The organism is Mesorhizobium sp. WSM3868 (genome assembly GCF_002294785.1).
In the GTDB taxonomy this organism is placed as follows: Bacteria; Pseudomonadota; Alphaproteobacteria; order Rhizobiales; family Rhizobiaceae; genus Mesorhizobium.
Map to the genome: position 1 here is coordinate 149,873 of NZ_NSGB01000008.1, position 12,774 is coordinate 162,646.

The 12,774-nt window shown below is 65.2% G+C and carries 11 protein-coding genes and 1 riboswitch; of the genes, 6 read left to right on the forward strand and 5 right to left on the reverse strand.

Features of this window, described 5'->3' with window-relative positions; all coding sequences use genetic code 11:
- Positions 1 to 421 precede the first annotated feature (421 nt).
- The 3 genes from CK221_RS15465 to CK221_RS15475 all read left to right on the forward strand — a co-directional run bounded on the left by CK221_RS15465 (position 422) and on the right by CK221_RS15475 (position 3,229).
- The gene (locus CK221_RS15465) at positions 422 to 1,147 is read left to right on the forward strand and encodes a hypothetical protein (RefSeq protein ID WP_095778321.1); all 726 of its coding nucleotides are present in this window, start codon (positions 422 to 424) and stop codon (positions 1,145 to 1,147) included.
- Between the two features lie 244 nt (positions 1,148 to 1,391).
- Positions 1,392 to 1,799: a DOPA 4,5-dioxygenase family protein gene (locus CK221_RS15470; RefSeq protein WP_095778322.1), complete on the forward strand. Its 408-nt coding sequence runs from the start codon at positions 1,392 to 1,394 to the stop codon at positions 1,797 to 1,799.
- An 81-nt stretch (positions 1,800 to 1,880) separates the two neighbouring features.
- A riboswitch (cobalamin riboswitch) is annotated at positions 1,881 to 2,072 on the forward strand.
- 89 nt (positions 2,073 to 2,161) lie between these two features.
- Positions 2,162 to 3,229, forward strand: coding sequence for a HoxN/HupN/NixA family nickel/cobalt transporter (locus tag CK221_RS15475; protein ID WP_095778396.1), 1,068 nt, complete (start codon positions 2,162 to 2,164; stop codon positions 3,227 to 3,229).
- 538 nt (positions 3,230 to 3,767) lie between these two features.
- On the opposite strand, the gene CK221_RS15480 is transcribed toward CK221_RS15475, so the two are convergent.
- The gene (locus tag CK221_RS15480; protein ID WP_179295142.1) at positions 3,768 to 5,237 is read right to left on the reverse strand and encodes an HWE histidine kinase domain-containing protein; all 1,470 of its coding nucleotides are present in this window, start codon (positions 5,235 to 5,237) and stop codon (positions 3,768 to 3,770) included.
- Positions 5,238 to 5,553: 316 nt separating this feature from the next.
- Between CK221_RS15480 and CK221_RS15485 the strand changes: the two genes are divergently transcribed.
- Positions 5,554 to 6,057 (forward strand): group 1 truncated hemoglobin, encoded by a 504-nt coding sequence (locus CK221_RS15485; protein WP_245430652.1) that lies wholly within the window; start codon positions 5,554 to 5,556, stop codon positions 6,055 to 6,057.
- A gap of 47 nt (positions 6,058 to 6,104) precedes the next feature.
- Here CK221_RS15485 and CK221_RS15490 read toward each other — a convergent pair whose 3' ends face one another.
- The 4 genes from CK221_RS15490 to CK221_RS15505 form a co-directional block, all read right to left on the reverse strand.
- Positions 6,105 to 6,350 (reverse strand): MoaD/ThiS family protein, encoded by a 246-nt coding sequence (locus CK221_RS15490; protein WP_066997117.1) that lies wholly within the window; start codon positions 6,348 to 6,350, stop codon positions 6,105 to 6,107.
- Positions 6,351 to 6,412: 62 nt separating this feature from the next.
- The gene (locus tag CK221_RS15495; RefSeq protein ID WP_095778325.1) at positions 6,413 to 8,677 is read right to left on the reverse strand and encodes a xanthine dehydrogenase family protein molybdopterin-binding subunit; all 2,265 of its coding nucleotides are present in this window, start codon (positions 8,675 to 8,677) and stop codon (positions 6,413 to 6,415) included.
- Between the two features lies 1 nt (position 8,678).
- Entirely contained in the window at positions 8,679 to 9,155 is a 477-nt protein-coding gene (locus CK221_RS15500; protein ID WP_095778397.1) for a (2Fe-2S)-binding protein, read from the reverse strand.
- On the reverse strand, positions 9,155 to 10,015 hold the full coding sequence (locus CK221_RS15505) for a xanthine dehydrogenase family protein subunit M (protein ID WP_066997123.1): 861 nt from the start codon (positions 10,013 to 10,015) through the stop codon (positions 9,155 to 9,157). Before CK221_RS15505 ends, CK221_RS15500 begins: the two co-directional genes overlap by 1 nt.
- Positions 10,016 to 10,239: 224 nt before the next feature.
- Here CK221_RS15505 and CK221_RS15510 point away from each other — a divergent pair, with 224 nt between their 5' ends.
- Both CK221_RS15510 and CK221_RS15515 read left to right on the forward strand, forming a co-directional pair.
- On the forward strand, positions 10,240 to 11,562 hold the full coding sequence (locus CK221_RS15510; RefSeq protein ID WP_095778326.1) for an aminotransferase class I/II-fold pyridoxal phosphate-dependent enzyme: 1,323 nt from the start codon (positions 10,240 to 10,242) through the stop codon (positions 11,560 to 11,562).
- A gap of 83 nt (positions 11,563 to 11,645) precedes the next feature.
- Complete coding sequence (locus CK221_RS15515; protein WP_095778327.1) at positions 11,646 to 12,764, forward strand: branched-chain amino acid ABC transporter substrate-binding protein; 1,119 nt, start codon at positions 11,646 to 11,648, stop codon at positions 12,762 to 12,764.
- Positions 12,765 to 12,774: the final 10 nt, after the last annotated feature.

Sequence of the window (12,774 nt, forward strand, 5' to 3'; positions counted from 1 at the left end):
GGGGGAGAATTGGCCCGGCGAAGCGAGACGGGGCCACTCCGACGAGAGCCCGGCGTCGGCATCAGCAACCGGCGCTGGCACGGTGGTGTCCTTGTTCTGTTGAATTTTAGTTGAAACTAATTTGAAAGTTGCCCGTTAGCAGCGCGTAAGCGAGCTCAAACTTGCCCTGCTGTCGACAGCTAAGTTGAAAGGAGAAGTCCTAAGCCTTTTTCAGTGCTTGGCGTTGCCGAGACCGCTTTTCTATCATTCGTCTTTCGAGCGGCCTCCAGCCGCGCCGGTCACCGCCGAGGCCGATGCCTGGCAGGGCGAGAAGTCGCCATCGCTCGGCACGCATTCGCGCGACGAAGGCTTCGCAGACCGCTGTCGAGCGGACGCTCGATGAGGAGCCACACAAGGTTGGCCTTGGAACAAAGGTCTGGCCATGAAAAAATACCTAGCAGCCGCGCTGGCGATCGCCATCCCGATCGGGCCTGCCTCGGCGCTTGACGTCGGCGTCGGCGGCAAGGTCGGCGGCATCGGCGTGGGCGCCGGATTGGGCGCCGGTTCGCAAGGCGTGTCGGCGGGCGTGGGCGCCAGTGCCGACGGTGTCGGCGGCGCAAACGTCGGCGCATCGACTGGCGGCGGATCGCTCGGCGTCAATGCCGGCGGCAATCTGGGCAGCACCAGCACAGGCGTGTCGACAAGCGTGGGCGGCGCCGCCGCGGGCGACGATCCTTCCGCCGTCAGCGGATCGGCTGCCTCTGCGCAGAACCCGGCCGCGGTGCCGACAGCTCCTGCTTTGGCCAAGAGCGCGACGCAGACCATTGTGCTGCCTCCAGTGCTGAGGCCCTCCAGATCCGCCGGCGGCGACCTCCGGCGGGTCACCAAAGGCTATCGCATCGCGCCGCTGTCACCTCCGAAGGCGATACGGGGCACGCCGGCCGCCGTGGTGCGCGCCTGTCGCGCCGCGATCGCGGCGGCCGCCAAGCCCCTCGGCGCCGTGCGTGTTTACACGGTCAGCGCCGGCCCCTTGCGTCAACGCCGAAGCGGGCTCAACGCGCCGATCGAGGTGCGCATAGACTATGACAGGCGAGGCGGCATCGAAGTGAGGCAGGCGAAAGTCGGCTGCCGCCTAAATGCGAAGGGCGCGGTCACCGCGGTGATTTAGGCCAAAGGCACAACGGCCGTTGCCATCCTTCCTGCCGGTTGCAACCTCGGCGGTTTGGCAATTCCTCGCCCCCACAAGGTGGAAGGGAGAGGTGGCTCGGCGCAGCCGAGACGGAGCGGGGGAGCGCCATATCCGACAACCCTGCCGACCGCAGGCGCAGACCGCGGCCGGCTGCAGACAAGGCGCCCGCGCTTCGGCTAGAGTTCCGCCGGGCGCAAAAAAATCATCGAAGGGGAGCATCGCGATGAACGAAGTCAGGCCGATCGCCGAGATCGCCAGCTATCACGCCCATATCTACTACGGCGGGGAAGCCGAGCGGCAGCATGCCGAATGGCTGCGCCAGCGCATCGCAGAACGGTTCCGCGTGCGCCTGGGCAACTGGCGCGACGAGCCGGTCGGCCCGCACCAGCAAGCCATGTACCAGGTCTCCTTCGCCACCGAGATCTTTGCCACGCTGGTTCCTTGGCTGATGCTGAACCACGGCGGCCTAAGCATCCTCATCCATCCCAACACCACCAACCCCAAGCGCGACCACCTGATCGACCCGATGTGGATCGGCCGGGCGCTGCCGGTGAAGGGCGACGTGCTTGGCGAAGAAGACGAGGCGGAAGAGGCGCTGGAGGTGAATACCGAGCCGACGCTGGGGGTGTGAGGGGGGGCGCGGCGATCTCGTCACGATGGCGTGAGAGGCGGCTGGCCGTCGGAGTTGTTGATTGACTGGCCAATCGCGGTGTGGCGAATTCGCGCCGATGGTTCCCTTCGGGGATCAAAAGGGAACGCGGTGCGGAGAAATCCAAAGCCGTGGCTGCCCCCGCAACTGTAAGCGGCGTGCCGTTTTCACGATGCCACTGGCTGCATGGGCCGGGAAGGCGAAAGCGGCGGGAATCCGCGAGCCAGGAGACCTGCCATCACGGACGTCAAAGCAGAACATCGGACGGGGTGATCCGGTGTGCGCGCCTGGCCGGAGGGCGGGGCGAGTTCCCTGCGATGACAGGCAACGTCAAAGGCAGAACCATGCTGATCCAACTATCGAAAATGCTGAACAAAACCGCGCCGGACCTGAAGGCCAGGCTGATTACAATCTACAGCGCGCTCGCCATTTTCAACGTCGGGGCGTGGCTGTGGGCTTTCGTCGCCTTCCACGACAAGCCGACATTGCTTGGCGTCGCTCTCGTCATTTATGGCCTGGGCTTGCGCCACGCCGTCGACGCCGACCACATAGCGGCCATCGACAACGTCACGCGCAAGCTGATGCAGAACGGCAAACGGCCGGTCTCCGTCGGCTTCTTTTTCGCACTCGGCCATTCGACGATCGTCGTCATCGTCGCTGCGGCTATCGCGGCAGCAACGTCCCTGCTCGGCCGCTTCCAGAGCTTTCAGGAGATTGGCGGCACGATCAGTACCGGCGTTTCCGCACTCTTCCTGCTCGCCATCGCGGCGATGAACATCGTCATCTTCTTCTCGATCTACAGAAGCTATCGGCGGGTGCGGGCCGGTGGGGCGTTTGTCGAGGAGGACCTGGACCTGCTGCTCAACAATCGCGGCTTCCTGGCGCGCGTCTTCCGCCCGATGTTCCGGCTGGTGTCGCAGAGCTGGCACATGTTCCCACTTGGTTTCCTCTTCGGCCTTGGGTTCGACACCGCGACCGAAGTCGCCATGTTCGGCGTGTCCGCGGCACAAGCGGCCAAGGGCGTGCCGTTCGAAGCCATTCTGGTCTTCCCGGTGCTTTTCGCGGCCGGTATGTCACTGGTCGACACGACCGATGGTGTGATGATGCTCGGCGCCTATGAGTGGGCCTTCGTCAAGCCGATCCGCAAACTGTACTACAACATGACGATCACCCTGGTGTCGGTCCTTGTCGCAGTACTGATCGGCGGCATCGAGGCGCTCGGCCTGATCGGTGACAAGTTTGGTCTGTCGGGCGGCTTCTGGAACGGCGTCGGCACGCTCAACGACAATTTCAACAATCTGGGCTTCGCCATTATCGGCATCTTCATCGCCGCCTGGGCGATCTCCTACGTCGTCTACAAGGCCAAGGGGCTGGACGATGTGGAGATCGGATCCGCAGCAAAGAATTCATAAGCCGCCGGCCGCGGCTGGCTGCAGCAGGCCAGCCGCATCTCTCTGCCATCAGATCCCGGCGGCTGCCAGCCTGCCTCCTTAAAGCGCCTCGGCAACAGGAAGCCGATGACGGCAAAGGCGACGATCGCCAGCTCTGTCAGCGGTGCCCGGCTTGACATTTTTGTTCCCATTTTGTTCACTGTTGGCCAGACAGCAACAGGAGATCGCCGGCCCGTGCGCACGCGCTTCAAAGGCATGCTGAGCACCCGTAGCCCAAGCCTTTGGAAGTTTGATGGAATTCTGCGCTTGGATAAGCCAGGGGTTAAGGCCTGGGATAAGCCCCATAATCCATAAGCCAGAATCCAGAGTCCAAATATCCAGAGTCCAGAACAGAAAAGCTGGCGCTTTTCTGTTCTAAAAAAGTGGGGAAGGGGAAAGCAAAAATGGGAGCAGCGCAAGCCATTCGGCGTACGGCGCTACGGCGAGGGCTCGGCGGCGCCAGCGAGCTTCCGACGTGGCGGCGAGCCGCCCTGTTCGGTCTCCCAGGATGAAACCGGCCTCACGTCAGCCCGCCGATCTGCTCATCGCCGTCCAGCTCCGCCCCGCGGGCGACAACCACGTTGGCGAGCGGCGCCGAGAGCGTCCAGCGAACGAGGCCGGGCAGCCGTTCCATGGAGGCGCTGCCGGAGAGGCTGGTGGGGACGACGCGTTGGAGAACGACGCTGCCGAAGCCTTTGTGCGGCTTGGCATCCGCGGCCGCGGCAGGTTCGGAAAAATGTTCCTCCCAGACCAGCTCGAAGTCGCTGCCTTCGGGGGCCGGGGCTACCCGCCAGTCCATCCGCACGGTTCCGGCGTCGCCGGCCAGGGCGCCGTATTTCGTCGCGTTGGTGCCCAGCTCATGCAGCGCCATGCCGATGTTCTGCACCGCGTTCAGCCGCAACGTCACGTCCGGCCCGCAAGGCGAGATGCGCTCTTCGTGTCCGAACGGCCGCAGATGTTCGCGCACAAGGTCGGCCATGCCCGCGCCGCGCCAGTCGTTCAGCACCAAAAGGTCGTGCGAGCGCGACAGCGCCATGATGCGTTCGCGGATCTGGTGTTCGAACGCGCGCGGGTCGGTCGCGCGCTTGCTCGTCTCGCGGATCATGGAAAGGATCACCGCGTACTGGTTTTTGACGCGGTGGTTCACCTCGCGCATCAAGAGTTGGATCTGCTGTTCGCTCGCCCGTTTCTCGGTGATGTCGGCGGCCATGCCGAACCATTCCAGGATGCTGCCGGTGTCATCGACGATCGGGATTGCCCGTGAGGTGGTCCAGCCGGCGGACCCGTCGGCGCGCCGCACCCTGTGCTCGAGCTCGAACACGCCGCGCTCCATGATGGCGCGCTCGATCGCCGCCTGGATGCTCGCCTGGTCTTCCGGGAACAGGTATTCGTCGCGCCAGCGGATCGCCGGCCCCTGGGCGCTCGACAGGAAGCCGCGGCCGTCCAGCTCATGCATTTCCTGCCAGTCCGGGCTCATCCGGTAAACCACGTCGGAGCTGGCATTGACCAGCGCGCGAAACCGCTGCTCGCTTTCGCGCACCTTTGCTGCCGCCAGCACCCGGGCCGTGGTCTCCGAAACGATGCAGAGCACGGCTTCGACCGTGCCGTCCTGTGCCCGCACCGCGGAATAGGAGATGTCGAAATAGACCGTCTCGCCGACCAGGCCGGATCGTTCGATGTAGAAAGGCCGGTCCCTGGCCGAGAAGGTTTCGCCGGTTTCGAGAACGCCGCGCAGCAGCGGCTCGAGGTCGGTCCAGAGCTCGGACCAGTTTTCCTCGGCGGGACGGCCGAGCGCGCGCGGATGCTTGTCGCCAATGGTCGGCGCGTACGCGTCATTGTAGAGCGCGACAAACTCCGGCCCGCAGAAAAGCACGATCTGGGCTTCGGCGGCGAGCATCAGGTCGACCGTCGTCCTCAGGCTGAGCGTCCATGTCTCGATCGGCCCGAGCGGGCTTTCCGACCAGGGATATTCGCGAATGAATCGCGCCATCTCGCCGTTTCCGCGAGGCCACGATTCACGGAAGAGCCCGTCAGCCATAGGCGCATTAACGCGCGACGCCGTTTATGTATCCGTCTCCGTCACGCAAAATTTTAGCCATCGTGAATAGACCCCAGGCTGCCGGTCCGCCGGAGGAATATTTCGGGCGCAGTTTCGTTAGCTCCTCATACGATGCCGTTTGAGGCAAAGTGCATATGTCCCGCAATCACGCATTGAAGCCGCCAGAGCGGCCGGCTCTGGCCCAACGGAGGTACCAGAGATGAAAACGGCTGTTTCGACCTCTCTTTCGAGACGAAGCGTCGTCGCCGTGCTGGCGGCGGCGGCCGCGTCGACCGCCATGTTGCCCGCTGGCGATGCGCTGGCGCAGACCAAGCAGACCGCGCCGGACAAGAGTCTATACGATCGGCTGGGGGGCGTGTTCGCCATCGCAGCCGTGGTCGATCACTTCAGCGACGCCGTCGTGAAAAACCCCATCGTCGGCAAGAAGTCCAAGAACCCGCAACTGCGCAAATGGCACACCAAGAACCTCGAACGGCTGCCGGGCCTCAAGTTCATGCGTACGCTGTGGGTGTGCGATGTTTCCGGCGGCCCCTTCAAGTTCGTGGCCACCGAGCCGGGCGCGACGCCGCTCGGCCTCGAGGAGGCCCACAAGGAGCTGAAGATTTCTCCCGCCGAATTCGACGAGGTCGCAGCGGAACTGGGGCGGACGCTCGACCGCTTCAAGGTTCCGAAAGCCGAAAAGACCGAGGTCCTGGAAGCCTTTGCCGCGCACAAGGATGAGGTCACTGCCGGCGCTGTCAAAAAGGGGTGAGGCTCAGCGCGAATCCGGCGAACAGGCGAGGGCGGTCGCCGCTCCGCCTATCCACCCGCCAGCCGCGGCAGAAGGAAAATCTCCGCCCCCGGCGGCAGTTCCTTCGACCACGTGTCGCGATAGATCGTCCCGTCGATCGCGACCGCGATGCCGCGATCGAGCAGGGGTTCGAACGCTGGATGCTGTTCCGCAAGCTTGCGGAACAGCTCCCTGATGTCCTTGGCCTCGATGTCGAGCTTGTCCTTGCCTCCGGCGGCGGCGCTGAGCGAGCCCCAGAGCGTGACTTGGACCATTATCGCCTGATCCTCATTGGACCCTGACGTGAGCTGAAAACCGCTTCGCGCTTTTCAGCATGCTAGCCTTCCCGTTCGGCCTCGAGTGCTGCAAGAATCCGCGGCGGCGACATCGGGATGTGGCTCATGCGCACGCCCACCGCGTTCGACACCGCATTGGCGATCGCCGCCAGCGGCGGCACGATCGAGGTCTCGCCGACGCCGCGCACCCCGTAGGGGTGGTTGGGGTTGGGGATTTCCAGGATCTGCGTGTCGATCATCGGCAGGTCGGAGCAGACCGGGATGCGGTAGTCGAGGAAGCCTGGGTTCTGCAGGCGCCCGTCCTTGCCGTAGATATACTCCTCGTTGAGCGCCCAGCCGATGCCTTGCGCGGCACCGCCCTGGTACTGGCCCTCGACATAGGTCGGGTGCACCGCCTTGCCGGCATCCTGCACCACCGTGTAGCGGATCACCCTGGTCGAGCCGGTCTCGGGATCGACCTCGACGTCGCAGATATGGGTGGCGAAGGAGACGCCGGCGCCGTCGGCGACGAGCTCGCTATGGCCGGCGATCGGCCCGCCGGTCTTGCCGGACTGTGCGGCGATCTCCTTCAGCGACAGCTTGCCGAGATTGCCGTGCTTCTCGCCCTTGGCGACCGCATGGCCTTTTTCCCAGGCAACGTCGTCGACCGAGATGTCCCACATCTGCGCGGCGCGCTCGCACAGCACCTTGATGGCGTTGCGGGCGGCCGAGATGGTCGCCATCGAGGAGGAGAAGGTGCCGCGGCTGCCGTCGGTCATGTCGTTGTAACCGAGGCTGGAAGTGTCGGCGACGATCGCCTTGACCTGGCTGTAGTCGATGCCGAGCTCCTCCGCCGCCACCAGCGACAGCGACGCGCGGGAACCACCGACGTCGACTGTGCCGACGGCGAGCGACACCGTGCCGTCCATGCCGATGTTCAAGTCGGTGCAGGTCTGGCCGCCGAAGTTGAACCAGAAGCCGCAGGCCATGCCTCGGCCTTGGTTCTGAGCCAGCGGCGCGCGCATATGTGGGTGCTCCTTGACCGCCTCGAGCGTCGGTCCGATGCCGATCGGGCCGTAGACCGGGCCGTAGGAGGCGCGGGTGCCTTCCTGCGCCGCGTTCTTGATGCGGAACTCGACCGGATCGATGCCGATCTCCTTGGCGAGCTCGTCGACCGCGCTTTCCACCGCGAACGCCGCCATCGGCGCCGAGGGCGCGCGATAGGCCGCGGTCTTCGGCCGGTTGACCAGCACTTCGTAGCCGACGGTCTTGACGTTCTCCAGCTTGTAGCAGGCGAATGCCGTCATGGCGCCGATCTCCGCCCACATGCCGGCATAGGGGCCGCAAGTGTAGCGCAGCGTCGCTTCGGCGGCGGTGATCGTGCCGTCCTTCCGCGCGCCGATCTTGACGTCGATCGAGGTGGCGCTGGTTGGCCCCGAGGCGCGGAACACCTCGTCGCGGGTCATCACCAGCTTCACTGGGCGGCCGGCCTTGCGCGACAGGGCCAGCGCCACCGGCTCGGCCCAGACATGGGTCTTGCCGCCGAAGCCGCCGCCGATCTCGGAAGAGGTGACGCGCAGCTTCGAGACTTCGAGGCCAAGCAGCTGGGCGCAATGCTGGCGGTAGACGAAATGGCCTTGCGTGCAGACCCAGAGATCGGCCGTGCCGTCGGGATTGACGCTCGCCACGCAGGCATGCGGCTCGATATAGCCCTGATGCGTCTGCTCGGTCTTGAAGGAGCGCTCGACGACGAAATCGGCCTGGGCAAAACCCTGGTGGACGTCGCCATGGCCGTATTGCGTGCGCTTGGAGACGTTGGACGGCTTGACCGGCTTTTCCTCCAGCCCTTCGGTGAAGATGGCATCGTTGATGAGCGGGGCGTGGTGCTGCATCGCCTCGTCGACGTCGGTCACATGCGGCAGCACCTCATAGTCGACCTCGATCAGCTTCAGCGCCTGCCTGGCGGTGCGGGCATCGATCGCCGCCACCGCGGCCACGGCATGGCCGTCATAGAGCGCCTTCTTGCGCGCCATGCAATTGTCGAGGGTGTCGAACATGCCGGCATCGCCATCGGTCAGGTCCGGCAGGTCTTTCGCCGTGATCACCGCCTTCACGCCGGCGAGCTTTTCGGCCTTCGACGTGTCGATCTTCTTGATGATCGCGTGGGCGTGCGGGCTGCGAAGCACGCGGCCGACCAGCTGTCCGGCCATGTTGAAGTCGGCGCCGTAGCGGGCACGTCCCGTCACCTTGTCGACGCCGTCGGGGCGGAGGGGGCGCGTGCCGACAGATGAGAAGCTGCGTCCCGAGTAGCGCGGATCGAAATTCATCTCAGGCTCCCTTCATCACGTTTGCCGCGTCCTGGACGGCGCGCACGATCTTGTCATAGCCGGTGCAGCGGCAGAGATTGCCAGCCAGCCCGAAGCGGATTTCCTCCTCGCTCGGGGAGGGGTTCTTCTGGAGCAGATCCTTGGCCGCAATCAAAAAACCTGGCGTGCAGATGCCGCATTGCAAGGCCGCGTGCTCGAGGAATTTCTGCTGCAGCGGATGCAACTGGTCGCCATGCGCCATACCTTCGATGGTCTCGATCTGGCGGCCTTCGGCCTCGGCGCCGAGCACCAGGCAAGAGCACACCAGCCGGTTGTCGACGATGACGCTGCAGGCGCCGCAGTCGCCGGTCCCGCAGCCTTCCTTGGCGCCGGTCAGTCCCAGCCGGTCGCGCAGCACGTCGAGCAGCGTCTCGTCCGGCTGGCAGAGATATTCGACGTGATCGCCGTTGATTGTCGTTGAAACCGCTACACCGGCCATCATTTGCCTCCTGCACGCTCATAGGCGGTGGTGGCGACACGCTTCGCCAGCACACCCGCAACTTTCCGTCTGAATTCGATGGTGCCGCGCTTGTCGTCGATCGGGCGGCAGGCGCCCGCGCAGATCTTGGCGAGCCGCTCCAGCGTCGCCTCATCCAGCTTCGAGCCGACGAGCACCTCGGCCGCCTCCTCGACCAGCAGCACCGTGGGCGCCGCGGCGCCCAGCGCCACGCGGGCCGACTTGATCGCGCCCGCCTCGCCGAGCGTCAGGTTCACGCCGGCGCTGACCACGGCGATGTCCATCTCGGTGCGCGGAATGAAGCGCTGATAAGCGTCGCCCGCATTTGGCGCGCGCTTGTCGAGCAGGATCGCCTCGATGATCTCGCCCTTGGCCAGCGAGGTACGGCCCGGTCCGGTCGGCACGGCTTCCACGGGAATCGTGCGCCTGCCGTTCGGCCCGGCAACAACAGCCTTGGCGCCGGCAGCCACCAACGCCGGCACGCTGTCGGCGGCGGGCGAGGCGTTGCAGAGATTGCCGACGATTGTGCAGCGTCCCTGCACCTGCTTCGAGCCGATCAGCTTGGCCGCCTCGACGACGCCGGGCCAGGCCTTCTTCAGCGCCGCGTTCTCGCCGAGCACCGCGCAGGGCACCGCGGCGCCGATGCTGAAGCCGTCTGCCGTTTCCTTGATTTCGCTAAGGCCCGCTATCGCCTTGATGTCGACGATCAGCTCGGGCTCGATGAAGCCGCCCTTCATCCTCACCAGAAGGTCGCTGCCTCCGGCAAGGATCGCGGCCGGGCCGGCCGCGCTGGCCAACAGGCCGGCGGCCTCTTCTATTGATTGCGGACGTATGTAGCGCATCGTCTCCCCTTGGTGGTCATGATCAGATCGACCGTTATAAAGACTCTCCTTATAATGACCATCCGCTTCCTGCATTGCACCACCTAAGTCAGGCGCATTGCCCTAATTCCTACCCCTAAATTTTCTAAGCCTAGCCGCTAGAACTACTCGTTTGCGCCCGGCCGGCCAAGCCTCCACCATGCCCTGACGAGCCGGACATCGCATCCGGCAACAGGGAGGCTTCGATGACCGCTCTTGCCCGCAGGCCCTGGGTTCCCGCCCATTGCGAGGATTTTATCCAGGCGCTGGCAACCGCCACAAGCGGGCAGGGGAACGACGCCGTGCTCGCCGCGATAGAGGACGGCATCGCGCTCAACCGGCAAATCCACGAGGCCGACTGCATCAACCTCAATCCGGCGACCAATGTGATGAACCCGAAGGCGGAGGCCGCGCTTGCCGCCCGGCTCGGCTCGCGTCCGTCGCTCGGCTATCCCGGCGACAAATACGAGATGGGGCTGGAGGGCGTCGAACGCATCGAGGTCATCGCCGCCGAGCTTGCGGCGCAAGTCTTCGGCGCGAAATATGCCGAAATCCGCGTCCCTTCCGGCGCCATCGCCAACCTCTACGCTTTCATGGTCGCGGCGCGGCCGGGTGACGCCATCATCGCGCCGCCGCCGGCCATCGGCGGCCATGTCACGCATCATATGGCGGGCTGCGCCGGTCTGTGCGGGCTGGAGATCCATGCCGCGCCCGTCGATGCCGGCGGCTACACGGTCGATGTCGAGAGGCTCCGCGCACTTGCCCTTGAGATCCGGCCGAAGATGATCACCATCGGCAGCAGCCTCAACCTGCTGCCGCATCCCATCCAGGAAATCAGGGCGATCGCCGACGAGGTCGGTGCGCTGGTGCTGTTCGATGCCGCGCATCTCTGCGGCATGATCGCCGGACAGGCCTGGCAGCAGCCGCTGGAGGAGGGCGCCCATCTGATGACGATGAGCACCTATAAGAGCCTCGGCGGCCCGCCTTCGGGCCTGATCGTCACCAACGACGCCGAGATCGCCGAAAAGCTCGACCGCATCGCCTTTCCCGGCATGACCGCCAATTTCGATGCCGCCAAGGCCGCCGCCCTGGCCATCACCATGCTCGACTGGAAGGCGCATGGCCGCGCCTATGCCGCCGCCATGGCCGGCACCGCCAAGGCGCTGGCGAGCGCGCTGGCTGAGCGCGGCCTGCCGGTGTTCTCGACCGCGAAGGGGCACACCGCCTCGCACCAGCTCGCCATCGAGGCGGCGGAGTTCGGCGGCGGCCAGGCGGCGGCGAAGCGGCTGAGGCGTGCGAACATCCTCACCTGCGGCATCGGCCTGCCGGTCACGGGGGTCGATGGCGACATGAACGGCCTGCGCTTCGGCACGCCGGAGATCGTGCGCTGGGGCATGACGGAGAAGGACATGCCCGAGCTTGCCGCCCTCATCGCCAGGGGACTGCGTGGCAACGATGCCGTGGAGGATGTCGCGGCGGATGTGAGTGCATTCCGGCGCCGGTTCACGAAGCTGCATTTCGTCAGCTGAGCGCCTGAACCCGCGGGCAGGGAGCCCGCTTCGTCAAAAGCAAGGGCCGCGGGCGAGAAGCCCGCCTTCTTCAACAAAGGGGAATGACCATGCGCATGATTCTGCGATTGATGACTGCTGCCCTGATGGCCGCCGCCGCCGGCGTCGCCAGGGCGGATATCGTGCTCGGCGTCGCCGGCCCGATGTCGGGGCCGAACGCCGCCTATGGCGAGCAGTACCGCGTCGGCGTCGAGACGGCGATCCAGCGCATAAACGCCAATGGCGGCGTGCTCGGTCAAAAGCTCAGCGTCTCGGTCGGTGACGATGTCTCCGACCCCAAGCAGGGCGTGTCGGTCGCCAACAAGTTCGTCGCCGACGGCGTGCACTATGTCGTCGGCCACTACAATTCCGGTGTCACCATTCCGGCCTCGGAGATTTATGCAGAAAACGGCGTGCTCTTCGTCACGCCCACGGCCACCAACCCGATGGTGACTGAGCGAGGCCTATGGGACGCGTTCCGCGCCTGCGGCCGCGACGACCAGCAGGGCATCATCGCCGCGAAATTCGTGCTCGAGCGTTTTGCCGGCAAGAAGGTCGCGATCGTCGACGACAAGTCGACGGCCGGCAAGGGCCTCGCCGACGAGATGGCCAAGGCCTACAATTCCGGCGGCGGCAAGGAGGTGCTGCGCGAGGAGATCAACCCGGGCGAGAAGGACTACAGCGCGCTTGTCGCCAAGATCAAGGAGTCGGGCGCCGACCTTGTCTATTACGGCGGCCAGCACACAGAGGCCGGCCTGATCGTGCGCCAGATGCACGACCAGGGCGTCAAGACGGTCCTGATGGGCGGCGACGTCATATCCAACAGCGAGTTCGGCGCCATCGGCGGCGATGGCGCGGCCGGCACGCTGATGACGTCCTTCCCCGATCCGGCGAGCTTTCCCGAAGCCAAAGACGCGGTCGCCGACCTGAAGGCGAAGAACGTGCCCACTGAAGCCGTCACGCTCTATGCCTATGCCGCCACCCAAATCCTCGCCGAGGCGATCGCCAAGGCCAAGGTCGACGACCCGAAGGCGGCGTCCGAGTATCTCCATTCGGGAGCGGCTATCCCGACCGTGCTTGGCACCATTTCCTATGACGACAAAGGGGATATCAAGCAGCCGGGCTTCGTCGTATTTGAGTGGCGGAAGGTCGACGGCAAGCTCATTCCGGTGGCCCTCAAATAGACTTGAGGTC

Bases quoted from the DNA above. Each gene is read 5' to 3' on its own strand.
- CK221_RS15465 (WP_095778321.1), top strand. From the start codon at position 422: ATGAAAAAATACCTAGCAGCCGCGCTGGCGATCGCCATCCCGATCGGG.
- CK221_RS15470 (WP_095778322.1), top strand. From the start codon at position 1,392: ATGAACGAAGTCAGGCCGATCGCCGAGATCGCCAGCTATCACGCCCAT.
- CK221_RS15475 (WP_095778396.1), top strand. From the start codon at position 2,162: ATGCTGATCCAACTATCGAAAATGCTGAACAAAACCGCGCCGGACCTG.
- CK221_RS15480 (WP_179295142.1), bottom strand. From the start codon at position 5,237: ATGGCGCGATTCATTCGCGAATATCCCTGGTCGGAAAGCCCGCTCGGG.
- CK221_RS15490 (WP_066997117.1), bottom strand. From the start codon at position 6,350: ATGGTCCAAGTCACGCTCTGGGGCTCGCTCAGCGCCGCCGCCGGAGGC.
- CK221_RS15495 (WP_095778325.1), bottom strand. From the start codon at position 8,677: ATGAATTTCGATCCGCGCTACTCGGGACGCAGCTTCTCATCTGTCGGC.
- CK221_RS15500 (WP_095778397.1), bottom strand. From the start codon at position 9,155: ATGGCCGGTGTAGCGGTTTCAACGACAATCAACGGCGATCACGTCGAA.
- CK221_RS15505 (WP_066997123.1), bottom strand. From the start codon at position 10,015: ATGCGCTACATACGTCCGCAATCAATAGAAGAGGCCGCCGGCCTGTTG.
- CK221_RS15510 (WP_095778326.1), top strand. From the start codon at position 10,240: ATGACCGCTCTTGCCCGCAGGCCCTGGGTTCCCGCCCATTGCGAGGAT.
- CK221_RS15515 (WP_095778327.1), top strand. From the start codon at position 11,646: ATGACCATGCGCATGATTCTGCGATTGATGACTGCTGCCCTGATGGCC.